16 protein-coding genes are annotated in these 14,722 nt (G+C 45.4%); 7 read left to right on the top strand and 9 right to left on the bottom strand.

Going from position 1 to position 14,722, the window contains the following annotated elements; translation table 11 throughout:
- Positions 1-108 precede the first annotated feature (108 nt).
- From UQ64_RS27110 to UQ64_RS27100, 3 genes are all read right to left on the bottom strand, one after another.
- The gene (locus UQ64_RS27110) at positions 109-1,125 is read right to left on the bottom strand and encodes an AI-2E family transporter (protein WP_060626576.1); all 1,017 of its coding nucleotides are present in this window, start codon (positions 1,123-1,125) and stop codon (positions 109-111) included.
- A 168-nt stretch (positions 1,126-1,293) separates the two neighbouring features.
- Positions 1,294-2,478 (bottom strand): polysaccharide deacetylase family protein, encoded by a 1,185-nt coding sequence (locus UQ64_RS27105; RefSeq protein ID WP_060626575.1) that lies wholly within the window; start codon positions 2,476-2,478, stop codon positions 1,294-1,296.
- Between the two features lie 209 nt (positions 2,479-2,687).
- A complete protein-coding gene (locus UQ64_RS27100; protein ID WP_060626574.1) occupies positions 2,688-3,245 on the bottom strand; it encodes a GbsR/MarR family transcriptional regulator in 558 nt (185 codons plus the stop codon).
- Between the two features lie 218 nt (positions 3,246-3,463).
- Between UQ64_RS27100 and UQ64_RS27095 the strand changes: the two genes are divergently transcribed.
- The 6 genes from UQ64_RS27095 to UQ64_RS27070 are packed head-to-tail and all read left to right on the top strand — an operon-like array spanning position 3,464 to position 8,658.
- On the top strand, positions 3,464-4,345 hold the full coding sequence (locus tag UQ64_RS27095) for a carbohydrate ABC transporter permease (RefSeq protein WP_060626573.1): 882 nt from the start codon (positions 3,464-3,466) through the stop codon (positions 4,343-4,345).
- 25 nt (positions 4,346-4,370) lie between these two features.
- Entirely contained in the window at positions 4,371-5,216 is an 846-nt protein-coding gene (locus UQ64_RS27090) for a carbohydrate ABC transporter permease (protein ID WP_060626572.1), read from the top strand.
- Between the two features lie 35 nt (positions 5,217-5,251).
- Positions 5,252-6,598 (top strand): ABC transporter substrate-binding protein, encoded by a 1,347-nt coding sequence (locus tag UQ64_RS27085; protein ID WP_082651344.1) that lies wholly within the window; start codon positions 5,252-5,254, stop codon positions 6,596-6,598.
- Between the two features lie 15 nt (positions 6,599-6,613).
- Positions 6,614-7,402 (top strand): HAD family hydrolase, encoded by a 789-nt coding sequence (locus tag UQ64_RS27080; protein WP_060626570.1) that lies wholly within the window; start codon positions 6,614-6,616, stop codon positions 7,400-7,402.
- 23 nt (positions 7,403-7,425) lie between these two features.
- Entirely contained in the window at positions 7,426-7,740 is a 315-nt protein-coding gene (locus UQ64_RS27075) for a DMT family transporter (protein ID WP_060626586.1), read from the top strand.
- A 51-nt stretch (positions 7,741-7,791) separates the two neighbouring features.
- Positions 7,792-8,658, top strand: coding sequence for a metallophosphoesterase family protein (locus UQ64_RS27070; RefSeq protein ID WP_060626569.1), 867 nt, complete (start codon positions 7,792-7,794; stop codon positions 8,656-8,658).
- Positions 8,659-8,740: 82 nt separating this feature from the next.
- Here the strand turns inward: UQ64_RS27070 and UQ64_RS27065 are convergent, their stop codons facing one another.
- Positions 8,741-9,337, bottom strand: a complete 597-nt coding sequence (locus tag UQ64_RS27065; RefSeq protein WP_060626568.1) for a TetR/AcrR family transcriptional regulator — start codon at positions 9,335-9,337, stop codon at positions 8,741-8,743.
- A gap of 224 nt (positions 9,338-9,561) precedes the next feature.
- Here UQ64_RS27065 and UQ64_RS27060 point away from each other — a divergent pair, with 224 nt between their 5' ends.
- Positions 9,562-10,395 (top strand): hypothetical protein, encoded by an 834-nt coding sequence (locus tag UQ64_RS27060; protein WP_060626567.1) that lies wholly within the window; start codon positions 9,562-9,564, stop codon positions 10,393-10,395.
- 89 nt (positions 10,396-10,484) lie between these two features.
- Here UQ64_RS27060 and UQ64_RS27055 read toward each other — a convergent pair whose 3' ends face one another.
- The 5 genes from UQ64_RS27055 to UQ64_RS27035 are packed head-to-tail and all read right to left on the bottom strand — an operon-like array spanning position 10,485 to position 14,720.
- Positions 10,485-10,940, bottom strand: coding sequence for a hypothetical protein (locus UQ64_RS27055; protein ID WP_060626566.1), 456 nt, complete (start codon positions 10,938-10,940; stop codon positions 10,485-10,487).
- Positions 10,941-10,974: 34 nt separating this feature from the next.
- Entirely contained in the window at positions 10,975-11,895 is a 921-nt protein-coding gene (locus UQ64_RS27050; RefSeq protein ID WP_156417693.1) for an ABC transporter ATP-binding protein, read from the bottom strand.
- A complete protein-coding gene (locus UQ64_RS27045) occupies positions 11,885-12,904 on the bottom strand; it encodes an ABC transporter ATP-binding protein (protein WP_060626565.1) in 1,020 nt (339 codons plus the stop codon). Before UQ64_RS27045 ends, UQ64_RS27050 begins: the two co-directional genes overlap by 11 nt.
- A 15-nt stretch (positions 12,905-12,919) precedes the next feature.
- Entirely contained in the window at positions 12,920-13,765 is an 846-nt protein-coding gene (locus tag UQ64_RS27040) for an ABC transporter permease (protein ID WP_060626564.1), read from the bottom strand.
- Positions 13,766-13,769: 4 nt separating this feature from the next.
- Positions 13,770-14,720, bottom strand: coding sequence for an ABC transporter permease (locus tag UQ64_RS27035; protein ID WP_042123467.1), 951 nt, complete (start codon positions 14,718-14,720; stop codon positions 13,770-13,772).
- Between the last annotated feature and the right edge of the window lie 2 nt (positions 14,721-14,722).

Genomic DNA, 14,722 nt, shown 5'->3' with positions numbered 1-14,722 from the left:
GCGTAGAGATTATAAATTCTTATATTTAAATGAAGAGGGTGATCTGATAGCCATTGAATGGCTATCAGATCACCCTCTTCGTATATTCAACGCTATTTAACTGAATTCCTAAGTCTCTATCTTGTTATCTCTATTGATCTCCAGTATATCCAGGAAGAATACAAAAATTGGAATACCAAGAATTAGACCCCATACACCCATATAGTGCTCAGAGAAGAGAAGTACGATAAAGGTGTAGAACATAGGTAGATTCATTTTGGATGACATCAGTTTTGGATTTAAGAAGTACCCTTCGACAAAATGTAGTATGGCTATCATAACCAATACATATATCGTCATTGCTATGCCACCAATGTTGTAACCAATAATACAAAGTGGTATTAAAGAGATCACAAAGCCTACCACTGGAATCAAACTAAGCAGGAAGATCATAATCGATAAGGCGAATAGATACGGAAAACCTAATATCCAAAGTCCAATCACCGTAAAACATGTATTAAACAGCGCGATCAAAATTTGCGCTTCGATCACTTTACCAAAGGATGAGATGAACTTTCTACCGAAATACTCAAGCTCAACATAGAACCAGGAAATTTTGCTCTCTTTAAGACGGGCAGTAAAGTTGACAATTCTGTTCTTCTCAAGAATAAAGACAAAGCTCAGAATGGTGGATAATACGAAGCTAGTGCCCCAATTACTTATTTTAAGGACGTATTCAAGACCATCTTTCACGTAAGACTGGTAGTTCAAATCCTTAAGCTGGGCAAATAAATACTGTGCAATTTCGTTCTGCGGGATATTTGCAGGGGTTAAACTGGTCAGAAAATTTGTTAGCTGCTTAATCTGAGTGAAGACCTTCGGTAAATAATTCACTAAGGTGACTACTATCAGAGCAATTAGTGCTAAATACAAAATAATAATAATGACCTTACTGTTGACCGCAACATATTTATTGATCCGCTTCGTGAGCAGCACTTGAAAGCTGTTCATTACATAAGCAATCAGAAATGTTAACAGTACTAAATTGAGCATATCTCTAATACTGAATAGCAGCAGGGCAACCAGCCCCAAAATAAAAAAACGCCGGACCGTTAAATTCGCGTAATAACGCTTAAATACTTCCATCTGTTCTCTCCATTCGCCTACCAATTAGTACTCTATTTATAGTCTACAGTAAGGAATTCACTTATAGCAACTAGTGATTCGCCCAAATTGGCGAAATTTCTCACTTTTTGTAATCTCCTAATGAATATAAGGAAAGATGATATCCATTCCATACATTTCCTTAGCCTTCTACGTGCCACCCGTTGTGTGCGTTAACTTAACGATTCGACTCTTCTGATCATAGTTGAGATCAATATGTAGATCTTTGCATAATTGTATAAACGGAACCATCAAGGTCCCTTCCCTCATTTCGGGCGCACTTCCTATTAGAGCTACTCTTTGGTTATTCAGGGTTAATTCCATGGGCGATTCTATATGTTTGATCTGCTCAAGGGTTTGGATTGCGGATAGAATCTGACTTCCCCCGTTGATTCGGGAGGCGTTACGGTCCATTCTCGCATTTATCCCATCCTCGATTTTAAATGTTAGCGAAATTCCGAGGGAATCACATGCGGATAGCAATCGGTCATTGTATGATCCATAAGGAAAGGCAATCGCTGAATCGGTATTCCCCAGCTCTTCCTTCAGCCTTTGCTCCGCCTTGGCCAAATCACGAGTAACCCTGCTGTAGTATTCCGTATTCATTTCGTTTCTGTTCTCATCGTCAATATATAACAAAGCACTGACGGCTGGCCGCTCCCCACCCTCAGCATCCACGATACCATAATGGTGTAAATCGTACGTGTGACTATAGAATCCCATCCCATCACGCTTCATTTCCCGCATCTGCTCCCAGTTGAGTTTCGGCACACTATTCGGATCTGGGTGATCAATCGTAGAGACGATAACAAAATTAACTGCCGTATAGCCATATTTTTTCAGGATCGGAAAGGCCAACTCATAAAAACTCTCATATCCATCATCAAAAGTCAGCAGCACCGCATTGTCTGGAACCGTGCCACCATTCAGCATAAATTCTCGATATTGTTCCATCGTAATCACATGAAACCCTTCCTGCTTCAGCAGGTTCATTTGATCATCAAACCGATCGGCGGATAAGATCCAAGGAAACTGCGGCATTGGCTTCTCTGAAAGATGATGGTACATCAGCACAACTACATGGTCTCTATAGTAAATTCCTTTCGGAAATGGCCCCTGCTTCTGCCAGCCGATATGCATATTAAGGGCCTGTTCTGCAGCAGCCTTGGGAATCATTAGCTCATCAGGCGAGCCTCGATATGTGGCTACTGTCTTAATGATTTGACCATTCACATTTATAGTAACTGCAGAAGACTCGCGTCGATTGTTGAAAATAACAGCAAGACTTATTAGCAGAACGATGACTAAAAGTATCATATATTTTTTCGTATGCAAGCTCTGAATCTCCTTAAAAAGATCTTTTATTCACTATGTAACTACATATTTGGTGACAGTTCCACCTACTTTTGGTTACATTTTCTTCTTTTTTGTTTCTTATAATAAAAATAGGAGGCGATCCCTAAGCCTGAAATGGCTTAAGGAACACCTCCCTCACATGGAGATCTATATATAATTATGTACATCTATGTGTAATTGTAGACGGTCTAGAACCTACTCTTATCTGCGAAGTAATTCTCTTCCCCAAGCTCGTCCACAAACTGCTGCAGCCAATTATAATATTGAACGGCATGCTCCAGTTTCTCCAGATCCTTCAGGCAGAAGTGCCGCTCTTCCTCAGGCGTATCCACGGCTTGAACCAATCCCTCCAGCTCAGGAATAACAACATCCAAGGCTTGTCTCATGACATCAATCTCCCGCTGCAGCTTCATCCCAAAAAAGTTCTTAAAGGTCTGAAAGAAATCTGTTTCCACTGCATACAGATCCTTTCGCTCCCGCTTCTCCTCCAGCTTAGTCACCATCTTGGAAGCCATCAAAGAACGGACGCCATAGCTCATATTACTCTTGCTCATATTCATCACATTCTTCATCTCTTCAAGCGTCATCGGCCGGTCTTCAAAGAACATAATTCCATACAGCTGCCCGAATGAGTAATTGGCGCCATATAAGTCCATCGTCTGAGCAATCGCATCGATCATCGGACGCAGCAGCTGCTCACGTGGAGATAAATCTTTATTCTCTTCACCAAAGGCTACCTGTTTCATAGCTGCACCTTCATTCCACTAGAATCTACCCTTCTATTTTACACAAAATAGCAACTACTTTTGCTAATCTCTTAAATTTTTACATAATCTCGCATCGATCTTTACGCCCACTTGACCACACAGCTGCCCGATGAGTGTACAATTTTTTTTGAACGGAAGAGTTTTCCTCAGAATTATACCGCAAAAAACAGAAGATGGAATGGGGTATCGACAGAATAATGAAACGCTCAAGATTTATAGGGGAGTTGAAACCGGTGCTCTTCACCTTGCCGGCAATGATTCCATTCATTGTATTTTGGCTCGCGCCATTACTTTATGTATTTTATCTCAGCTTTACCGAATGGGACTTCATGAGCCCCGAGAAAACCTTTGTCGGACTAACCAACTATCTGGATCTGTTCAGCAATCCCACCTTCTATAAAGCGCTAAGAGTAACCTTGTTATTCTGTGCGGGAAGTGTACTGCCCGTTATTCTGATCGGACTTGGACTAGCACTCCTGATGAATGGGAAGCTGAAAGGCTCCACTCTCTATCAGATACTTCTTTTCTCCCCTTGGGTCACGCCGACCGTGGCGGTATCCATTGTCTGGTCCTGGATCTATGAACCTGAAATCGGCCTTGCCAATACTGTACTTGATCTATTAGGTCTTGAAAAAATCGGCTGGCTTCAAGATCCTAAATGGGCACTGCTCGGCGTTCTGCTCGTGACGATATGGAAATCGGTAGGCTGGGCGATGATTTTTTACTTGGTGGCACTACGCAATGTCTCTACGGATCTGCTGGAAGCCGCTGAACTGGATGGAGCAAATGCTGTTCAAAAATTCAGCCGGATTACTTTACCGCTAATCTCTCCAACGACACTGTTTCTGTTCATCGTACAGATCATCGGTGCGTTACAAGCTTACGACCAGATCAACGTGCTTACACAAGGTGGACCGTCAGGATCAACACGTACCCTGCTCTATATGTATTATCAGTCTGCCTTCGAAGCTTTTCAGATTGGAGAAGCCTCTAGTGTCGCAATGATTCTGGTACTTATATGTATGCTGCTATCCGTAGTCTCGCTAGAGGTTAGTGAACGGACAACCCATTATCAATAACAACCGCTGTAAAGGAGAACGACTGATGAATGCAACGATCGTACGAGTGGGTAAACTTACCCGCCATCTATTTTTTGCAGCTATCGCACTGATCATGGCCTTCCCCTTCTACTGGATGGTCACCAGTGCCTTAAAAACCAATGATGAAATCTGGCAGTCTCCGCCCACGATCTGGCCTAAAGAGCCGCTGTGGAGTAACTTTTCAGCCGCCTGGCACGAAGCCCCTTTCTTCAGATATATGGGCAATAGCGTATTTGTCGCCGTGGCGATTGTTATTTTACAAGTGATAAATTCCGGCATGATGGCTTATGCGCTTACGCATATGAAATTCCGCTTCAGAGGGCTGTTCTCAGGCGTTATTCTTTTCGGCTATATGGTACCTGCCACCGCCGTTTATCTTCCCGGATATCTGGTAATGTCCCAGCTTCATCTACTGGATTCATATGCCGGATTGATTCTATCTAACTGTGTAAGTGTCTTTTCCATTTTTCTAATTCGGCAAGCATTCCTTCAGGTTCCCCATGAGCTGGTGGAGGCTGGAGAAGTGGATGGTTCCTCACATATGCGGATTCTCTGGACCATTCTTGTCCCTATCACACGTTCTTCTTTTGCTGTGCTAGCCCTGATCACCTTCATTGATCAGTACAATAACTATTTCTGGCCGATGCTCATCACCAAAGACCCTAATCTACAGCTGGTCTCGGCCGGTCTGCGTAGTTTCTTCACTCAAGGAGGTGCTTACGGATTGAAATGGCCGCTGATCATGGCCGCTAGCGCATTCACCATCGCCCCGTTGCTGCTAGTCTTTCTAATAGCTCAGAAAACGATCATGCAAAGCGTCAACATGACTGCTGGTTCCAGCAAAGGATAAGCTAACCATTCTATTTTAATAAGAGGAGAATGATGATGAACGTATTGAAGAGACTGACCACCCTATCTTTGGTTGCGGGATTTACAATGTTAACAGCTTGCGGAGGAAATGCGAGTACAGGCAATGTTACAGCGGCGGATGGAGCTTCTACCTCTCCCTCCGCAGATGCTGCGCCCACACAAAATGCACCGGTAACCATTGAATTCTGGTATGGTCTCGGCGGCAAGCTTGGTGAGAATATGGAAGCACTGATTCAGAAATTTAACGCCTCTCAGCAAGAGGTCATCGTCAAAGGTATCGCACAGGCAGACTACACTGAAACCGAACAGAAGCTGCAAGCAGCTATCGCTACAGGAAAAGTGCCTGCTGCTGCTCTCTCCTCCAATGTAGATTGGGCCCGTAAAGGATATTTCGCTCCGATAGACGAGCTTATGGCACTGCAGCCAGATTTTAATAAGGAGGATTTTGTCCAAACCTTTCTGAATCAAGGCCAGGTTGATGGCAAGCAATACTTCCTGCCGATGTATGGAACAACGCAGGTTATGTACTATCGCAAGGATACTTTTGAGAAGAATGGAATTGATGCGAGCACACTAAAGACTTGGGAAGATCTAGCTGCCGCAGCTGCGAAAATGACAGTGAAAGACGGCGGCAAAACCACCTTCTTCGGTTGGGAGCCTATGTGGGGTTCAGGGAACATGATTGATGCCGTGCTCAGCAAAGGAGGCACTATCCTTAGTGAGGATGGCAAACAAGTTATGATCGACTCTAAAGAGTGGATCGAAACCTGGGATTTATTCCGCAAGTGGATTCACGAGGATAAGATCATGCGAATTCATTCCGGCGGCCAAGGCTGGGAGTATTGGTACAAGACGATCGACGATGTAATGAAAGGTCAATCCGCAGGCTACACGGGATCCAGTGGGGATCAGGGCGACTTAGACTTCAGCATTGTTTCGGCTATGGAGCAGCCAGGCTGGGCAGGGATTGGCGAAGGCAAACCCGTAGCCCAGGCACTGATGGCCGGCATTCTATCTAAAGCTAGCGACAGTGAGAAAGAAGCGGCTATGAAATGGCTAACCTACTTCACAAATGCTGAGAACACAGCCTTCTGGTCGATTAATACTGGATATATTTCGGTGCGCCAATCCGCATTGCAAGACCCGGCGTTTGTGTCATTCAGCGAAAGCAATCCACAGATTAAGGTTCCATTGATGCAAGCTTCTCATGGTTCTGCACCTTTCCAAGACCCAACTGGGGGCAAAATTAACGATGCGTTGACAATCGCCGCAGATCAGGTACAAATTGAGAATATCCCAGCAGCACAAGCACTTAAGGAAGCACAAGAAACGGCACAAGCAGCGCTTGATAAATTAAAATAAAGGGCGGTGGACTTCATGTCTGAGCTCATCACGCCACAAGGCAGATATGCTGTAGCAGCTATTCTATTCGATAAGGATGGTACGCTGCTTCAGTTCGTATCCCTCTGGGGCAGCTGGGGCGAATGTTTGTTAGAGAGATTTACGAAGGATATGAAGCAAAGAGGACTACAGATTCCAGAAGAACAGCTCCCTGCATTATTGGGAACTATACACAATGCCCAAGGAAGCATTACCAATTATGATCGCAACGGACCCCTGGCTATGGGGACTATGAATGATCTCTATGCCATCCTGTCATGGCAGGGTTATCTGCAAGGTTTATCGTGGGCGGAGTCCATGGAGCTTGTTCATCAGTGCCGTCTGGAAGCGGATGTCATGTTGGAAGAGAAGCGCCCCGTTCATTCGCTGCCGGGACTTCATCGTTTTCTTAATGAGTGTGTGAGTGCGGGCATCCCTCTCGCTGTGGTGACCGCAGATGAAACAGATGCTGCAGAGAAACATCTCCAATGGCTCGGCATACGGCATTATTTCTCCGAGGTAATTGGAACAGACCTTGTGGATCAGGGTAAACCATTCCCCGACATGGTGCAGCTTGCCTGCGAAAGGTTGGCCGTAGAACCCGCGCATACAGCGGTTATCGGCGACACTAATGGAGATATGCGAATGGCTAAAGCAGCGGGTGTACAGGTAGCTATAGGAATAGCTGAGAATGAAGACACTATTGCTTCGATGCATATTCTCCCGGATGCAGATCTCATTGTACAATCTTATGCTGAGCTCAGAATCGAGGTTACTTCCCAGTGAAAATAGACGGAATATGGGCATGGATGTTTCTAACGCTGGCTATTGTGTTCGAGCTCTCAGGGACCATCTCGATGAAAATATCTCAGGGGTTCACTCAGCTCTGGCCTTCCGTGCTCATGTTTCTGTTCTATGGAGCCAGCTTCACCTCCCTGAATTATGCCCTCACCTCTATTAAGGTAGGCGTAGCTTATGCAATATGGTCAGGAGCGGGAATCATCCTGATTTCCTTCATAGGAGCCCTGTTTTTTGAAGAAAAGCTAACCCTATCCTCACTACTATGGATAGCCGTTATCATTACCGGAATCATAGGGCTAAACATTAGCGGCAAGACGCATTAGCGAACAGAAACAGTATTTGATAGGTTCATAGATGAAGGAGGATGCCCAAACATGAGTACGAACACATCACCTGAAGATAAACCAGTTATCACCTTTCAGATCATCACGGATACCCATGTCACCGCTGAACGAGATCATGAGTACAATCTTAACTTCGAGCTGGCACTTCGTGATATAGCAGCGCATGGGGAAGGCAGCAGCGGGATTATGCATATCGGCGATGTCACAGACCACGGGTTCCCTGCTGAATACGAAGAAATGCTCCGTATCCTCAATCAGTATAAAACCGACCTGCCCGAAATTATCTTTACCTTAGGCAATCATGATGTGGGCCTTGGAAATTGGGAGTCTCGCTTAGGGATGTATACGTCACAGACTGGAATGTCTGGATCCTATCATGATCACTGGATCAACGGCTATCATTTTATTTTTCTGGGTACAGAACAAGGATTGCCCCTATTCTGTGACCTTTCCTCAGAACAGCTTGATTGGCTGGAGCATAAGCTTGGGGAGCAATCTTCACCAAATCAGCCTGTTTTTCTTTTCCTGCATCAACCGCTTAAAGATACCGTAGCTGGATCGCTAGAATCACAAGATTGGTACGGCGTCACGCAAGATAAGGAATTAAAAGAGATTCTTTCAAGATACCCCCAGACCTTGTTATTCACTGGACACACCCATTGGGAGCTAGAGGTCGAGAACACTATGTTCCCTGGTCATGGAGAGATCGCCACGATGTTTAATGCTGCTTCCGTCGCCTACCTTTGGACAAACGAAGACAAGCATAAGACGGGTAGCCAAGGCTTCTATGTGGAAGTGTATAGCGATAAAGTGCTTGTCCGGGGCAGAGATTTTAGAACGGGAACCTGGATTGAAGCTGCACAATATGAGGTAGCTTATACAGCAGTAAACGTATAATAAAACTCCCCGCAGCAAGCTGCGGGGAGTTTTATTCTGTAAATTAAGCGCAGAAGTATTAGCCACACCACCACGCTCTGCGTTACTCATCCCATGCTTCTAGCAGCTTCGGAATGCCTTCTACAAGAAGCTTGTGGTATACCTCGCAAATATCTTCAATTTCATCCGTATTCGCCACACCCAGCAGCGTCTGCATAACGATCCCGTCAATAGCTCCAATCAGCAATGAGGCAATGGCTTTATTGTATTTCCCGGGTTGTTTTTCGTACAAGCGTTGCAACAGCTCCTCAGTATGACCAATCCATTTCTTATACTTAACTTTCAATTGATTAGAGATTTCCTCGTTCCCGAGTATCGCTTCCTGGGCAAGATAGAACTGCATTCGATTGTCATCTATTTTGTTAAAACGGTCTTTCACATTCTCACTGATCCGCTTAATAACTTCCCCGCGGCTATACTTCCCTTGCTGTACCTCCTCGGCAATTCTCGTAGATACGGATAGACTGCGATCCATCGCATCATAAAGAATCTCTTCTTTACTTTTGTAATGATGATACAACGCCCCCGTGCTAAGCCCTGCTTCATCGGCAATTCTCCGCATTGTCGTACCCGCAATACCCATGCGATAGATAACACGATTCGTCGCCTCAATAATATGTAATTTTTTATCCTCAGACATAAACTCCCCGCCCAACTGAATCGCTTGTTGCGAATTTTTTTATATGAAAAGAGTACTGAATCTAATTTGTTTTGTGTGTGCTAATTAACACAGACAAGACAAACGGCTTCCTAATATAATAAAACCGAACAGTTGTTATGTTTTTGAATTAACCAAGCTTCGTAGGGCTGAAGCTTAGTATTGACACAATTTGATTACGCTTTCACAAAAAAAGGAGGTTTATCATGGATATTCCTGCATGGCAGTACGGCGTTAGTATGATCGGCTACATAGTTCTACTTCTTATTGTTGTCAGTATCATGCGCAAACATTATAAGTTTGCCCACTGGTTCTGGATTGCTTCTTTACTAACCTTCCCCTTATGGCTTATGGGCGGTGTCGAAGGCTGGTTTCGCTGGGCCAAGATTTTAAGTGTAATTCTTCCTACGATATTTGTTGGATTCATTCGTATTGCTAACTACGAGAAACGAAAAGGACCGTTCTGGAATGGGTTGCAGAAGGATTGGGTATTGTGGTTCGTATATGGCGTTCTATTCCTTAATATCATGGAAGCGACCATTAAAGACTTTACGATGGGGAATACGTTCAATGCGCTTACCGGCCTCCTATTATGTATAACCATCCCTTTTGCGCCAAAATACTGGAAGATCTCTACAGAATCACACGGCGATCTCATTGCATATACGACAATCGGCTGGAACTTCCTCTATACAACTTGGAACGCAGCCTTCGTCTATGCCGAGAGTCCGAAGTTCTTTGCAAGCTCGCTATGCATTCTTCTCGCGGCCGAGCTCTATCCCATCATCAAACGCCGCCCAGAACTCTACATCATTGCGCGGGTCTATACATTAGCGGCACATCTACTTCTACGCGCCTGCTTCGTTAACCTGTTCCCGACACTAATGGATGCTTCGTCGTGGTACAATGCAGATGTCATGAACTATTGGGGAATCATCAACTTTATTATGATTGTTCCGTTTGTATTCTGGCATATGTGGCAGCTACACACAGGTAAAGCAGAAATCAGCTTCCGGCGTGGCCGGCCTGAAGTGAACTAATCAAGAACGCCCTTATCCTTTCCATGAAGAAAGGATAAGGGCGTTCTTTCAGGATCAAGCCCCATACACCCATATAGTGCTCGGAGAGACTATCGTTGAATCGGTTCGATCCGGTAGCTTGCGTTAGCGCCAGCTTCGTCTTCCACACCGGCTCCGCCGTGAATCTGCCAGCCGAAAGACAGCACAGATTCCAGCCGGTTCTTCTCGGCTGTCGTCAATACCATTTCTATGGCTTCTTTACCCTCTTCCAGCTCCAGCTCCGCCTCTTTACCAAGAGCAACCCATATCCAGCTACGAATGCCACGAATCGTGTTGTACTTAATTTGATAGCCTGTCTTCACCGCTTGCTCGAACAGTTCTGGCTGCTCCGCTTGCAAAGTGGTCAACTGCTTATAATCAAATTCGTATTCACTCTCGTCAACGGGCAAATCGCCCTCCGCCACTTTACGAAGAATATCCTCATTGGACCAGCCCAAAGCGCGAAGTGATTCTACCAGTAAAGCATCCCACTGGGATAACTTTACCCGGTTCAAATTCTCTGACATCCTGATTCCTCCCATACCTGTATATAGATTCTACCTATTCCATGAAATCATATGCAACATAATGACCCGGACTCACTTCCTGCAATGTAGAAGTCTCCGCCCTGCCGTACTCTGCCGAATATCCATCTAAAATAATTCTCTGATTAGCCCGCTTAGGGTCCGTCTCCAAAATCGAAGACAGCAGCGCCTTCGTATAAGGATGAATAGGGTTCTCGTATAGTTCGTCACTTTCGGCTACCTCTACGAGACGACCGCCATACATCACGCCAATCCGGTCTGAAATATGCCGTACCATCGACAGATCGTGCGCAACAAAAAGGTAGGTCAACCCAAATTCCGACTGCAAATCCTCCAGCATATTCACTACCTGAGCCTGAACAGATACATCCAGCGCTGAGATCGGTTCATCACACACTACGAATTCAGGTTTCACGGATAATGCTCGAGCGATCGAAATCCGTTGGCGTTGCCCACCACTGAATTCATGAGGAAAGCGATAAAGATGCTCTCTTTTTAAACCCACCTTATCCAGCAGTGCCGCAACAGCCTCTATACGCTCGTCTCCTTCGTGGATGCCGTGGATTTTCATAGGCTCACTGATCAGATCAAGTACATTCAGGCTTGGATTAAGAGAAGAATAGGGATCTTGAAAGATCGATTGAATCCGTCTGCGAAAAGGCTTAAGCTGCTTCTCTCCAAGCTTGCTCAGCGGCTGCCCGTCAAAAGATACTTCACCATCTGTATAGTCATACAATCGCAGCAAGCAGCGTCCAACCGTGGACTTGCCGCTTCCCGACTCTCCGACCAGTCCAAAGGTCTCCCCCTGACGAATCTGAAAGCTTACGCCATCTACTGCCTTAAGCACCGATGTATCGCGTCCCCATATATCTTTGCCTTTGGAGAAATGTTTTTTGAGATTATTTACGTCCACTAGAATCTTATTATCACTCAACAGAACCGCTCCCTTCAACACCAGCTACGGCTGGAGTCTCCTGCACACCGTCTGCCAGCCAGCACATCGAACGATGACCAGGCGATAATTCGATGACCGGAGGACGTTCGCTGCAACGGGCAAAAGCATTAGGGCAACGTTCCATAAATGGACAGCCCGAAGGAGGATTCAGCAAATCCGGAGGTGTACCTTCGATAGGAATAAGGCGTTCCCGCGACTTGCCGTCACGCTTCGGAATCGACCGAAGCAGACCTTTCGTGTAAGGATGCTGCGGGCGATAAAAGATATCCTCCACCGTGCCTTCCTCCATCACAAGTCCACCATACATTACGATAACCCGTGTACATACCTGAGCGACCACACCCAAGTCATGGGTAATAAGCGCTACAGCTGTACTGGTATTATTTTTCAACTCTTTAAAAAGATCGAGAATTTGCGCCTGTATTGTTACATCGAGCGCAGTTGTCGGCTCGTCTGCAATCAATAGCTCTGGCTTACAAGAAAGAGCCATGGCGATCATGACCCGCTGGCGCATCCCGCCGCTGAATTCATGCGGATATTGCTGCAGCCGCTGTTCAGGATTATTAATACCTACCTGACGCAGGATGCTTGCCGCCTCTTTAAGCGCTTCTTGCTTATTTAAACCCCGATGGCGACGGATGACTTCCGTAAGCTGCTGGCCGATTTTTTTTACAGGATTAAGAGAGGTCATGGGGTCCTGAAACACCATTGCTATGCGGTTACCGCGCAGCTTTCTCCACTCTTTTTCCGAAAGGTTCGATAAATTCTCACCACGAAAATTAATATTTCCACCGATAATTTTACCCGGAGGTGTAATTAACGACATAATCGCCTTGGCAGTCACACTCTTCCCACTACCAGATTCTCCGACGATTCCTACCGTCTCACCAGCATCTATATGAAAGCTAACGCCGCGAACTGCTTGATTCTCTCCGTCCCTTGTATGGAACGAAACCTTCAAATCCTCGACAGACAATAGCCGTTCCGTCATGATGTCTTCACACTCCTATCTTCGGATCAGCTTCGGTTCAAAGCCTACCCGCAAAATATCACCCAAAACATTAAAGCTCAGTACCGTTAATAGTATCAGTAATCCAGGGAATAAAGCCAGATATGGCGCTTGCGCGATATATCCCTGCGCATTGTTAAGCATACTACCCCAGGTGGCATTTGGAGGTTGTACCCCAAACCCGAGGAAACTTAGGGAGGACTCCATCATAATCGCCGAAGCGATATTATTCGTCGCACCCACAATGACAACAGGCACTAACCCCGGAAGAATATGACGCCAAATAATTCCGAAATTGCTCTGTCCAGAGGCTTTTGCATAGAGTACATATTCCCGTTCTTTGATCGTCATCGTCTCTGCCCGAATGACACGGGCGATATTCATCCACATTAATAGTGCAATAATAATGATGATATTCCCAACACTCGGCTTCAGAAATACGCTAAGCAGCAGCAGAACTAAGAAAGAAGGAATAGACAGCACTACATCAAGCATCCGCATGAGAAGATTATCAACCCATCCGCCAAAGAATCCACTGATTACGCCCACCGTCACACCTATGCCTGTAGCAATGATCATTGAAGCAAAGCCAACTAGCAAGGACACCCGACCACCATACAATGCGCGGGCAAAATAATCCCGGCCATAGTCATCCGTTCCGAACCAGTGATCGGCTCCTGGAGATTTCAGACGTGCCAGAACATCCATCGCATTCGGATCATGTCCAGATACAAAAGCAAATATAGAGCCCAGTGTGAAGATGATTAAAGTAATGAGGGCAAGGACGCCCAATTTATTCGTAAATAGCTCATCTCCAACACTTTTCCATTTACTGCGATTCATGAGGTCACCTCGTTAATTTAATTCGTGGGTCCACGAAGCTATATAGAATATCCGCGACCAGATTGCCGATGATCAGCATTAAAGAGGAGAACAGAGTAATTCCCATAATTACGGGGTAATCCATCCCTTTAACTGCAGTCATCCCCAAAGAGCCAATCCCTGGCCATGAAAATACTGTTTCTGTAACAATTGCACCTGCCACCAGATCACCCATAGACATCCCGAGCAATGTAATTACAGGAAGCAATACATGCTTCATTACATGACGGAAGAGAATCGTTGTCTTGTTAGATCCAAAAGCATATTGAATCTGCACATACTCTTCTTTTAGCTGTCCAATGGTACTAGAGCGAATGTATCGCACATAACCAGCCAGGAATCCAAAAGCAAGCACGGTGCAAGGCAGGATACCATGCTTGAATACATCAAACGCCGATTCCACACCAATCGTTCGCATCCCCATAATAGGGAGCAGGTGCAGCTTAATCGCGAATAAGTACATCAGTAAGATGGCAAGCCAAAACAAAGGCACGGATATTCCGACATAGGATAAGAAATTAATCAGCTTATCCACCCAGCGGTTCCGGTTTGCTCCAGCAATAAGACCGAGTGGAATCGCCAGTAACACAGCAAGACCGATTGCAGAACCCATCAAACCTGCGGTTGCAGGCAGGCGTTCTAGAATTTGATCCAATACTGGCTGATGATTCACTAAGGAATAACCGAAATTCCCCTGCAGTATTTCTTTAATCCAGATTAAATATTGAATGTAGGCTGGCTTATCCAGCCCAAGGTTATGCCGGATGCGCTCAATATCATCCGCGTGCATATTCGGCGTAACGAAGGATAATACCGGATCCCCCGGAGCCAGCTTAATCATCGCAAAGCACACAACCGAAACAAAAAACAACATCGGCAGGGTTTGCAGTAATCTTCGGACGATAAGTTGTCTCATAC

This window comes from Paenibacillus etheri (genome assembly GCF_001012825.1).
Taxonomy (GTDB): domain Bacteria; phylum Bacillota; class Bacilli; order Paenibacillales; family Paenibacillaceae; genus Paenibacillus_AQ; species Paenibacillus_AQ etheri.
This window is presented reverse-complemented; position numbering and strand designations above follow the sequence as displayed.

Excerpts from the sequence above, each read along its gene's own strand:
- UQ64_RS27110 (WP_060626576.1), bottom strand. The coding sequence starts at position 1,125 with ATGGAAGTATTTAAGCGTTATTACGCGAATTTAACGGTCCGGCGTTTT.
- UQ64_RS27040 (WP_060626564.1), bottom strand. The coding sequence starts at position 13,765 with ATGAATCGCAGTAAATGGAAAAGTGTTGGAGATGAGCTATTTACGAAT.
- UQ64_RS27075 (WP_060626586.1), top strand. The coding sequence starts at position 7,426 with ATGTTTCTAACGCTGGCTATTGTGTTCGAGCTCTCAGGGACCATCTCG.
- UQ64_RS27070 (WP_060626569.1), top strand. The coding sequence starts at position 7,792 with ATGAGTACGAACACATCACCTGAAGATAAACCAGTTATCACCTTTCAG.
- UQ64_RS27100 (WP_060626574.1), bottom strand. The coding sequence starts at position 3,245 with ATGAAACAGGTAGCCTTTGGTGAAGAGAATAAAGATTTATCTCCACGT.
- UQ64_RS27045 (WP_060626565.1), bottom strand. The coding sequence starts at position 12,904 with ATGACGGAACGGCTATTGTCTGTCGAGGATTTGAAGGTTTCGTTCCAT.
- UQ64_RS27080 (WP_060626570.1), top strand. The coding sequence starts at position 6,614 with ATGTCTGAGCTCATCACGCCACAAGGCAGATATGCTGTAGCAGCTATT.
- UQ64_RS27090 (WP_060626572.1), top strand. The coding sequence starts at position 4,371 with ATGAATGCAACGATCGTACGAGTGGGTAAACTTACCCGCCATCTATTT.
- UQ64_RS27065 (WP_060626568.1), bottom strand. The coding sequence starts at position 9,337 with ATGTCTGAGGATAAAAAATTACATATTATTGAGGCGACGAATCGTGTT.
- UQ64_RS27095 (WP_060626573.1), top strand. The coding sequence starts at position 3,464 with ATGAAACGCTCAAGATTTATAGGGGAGTTGAAACCGGTGCTCTTCACC.
- UQ64_RS27055 (WP_060626566.1), bottom strand. The coding sequence starts at position 10,940 with ATGTCAGAGAATTTGAACCGGGTAAAGTTATCCCAGTGGGATGCTTTA.
- UQ64_RS27060 (WP_060626567.1), top strand. The coding sequence starts at position 9,562 with ATGGATATTCCTGCATGGCAGTACGGCGTTAGTATGATCGGCTACATA.
- UQ64_RS27035 (WP_042123467.1), bottom strand. The coding sequence starts at position 14,720 with ATGAGACAACTTATCGTCCGAAGATTACTGCAAACCCTGCCGATGTTG.
- UQ64_RS27085 (WP_082651344.1), top strand. The coding sequence starts at position 5,252 with ATGAACGTATTGAAGAGACTGACCACCCTATCTTTGGTTGCGGGATTT.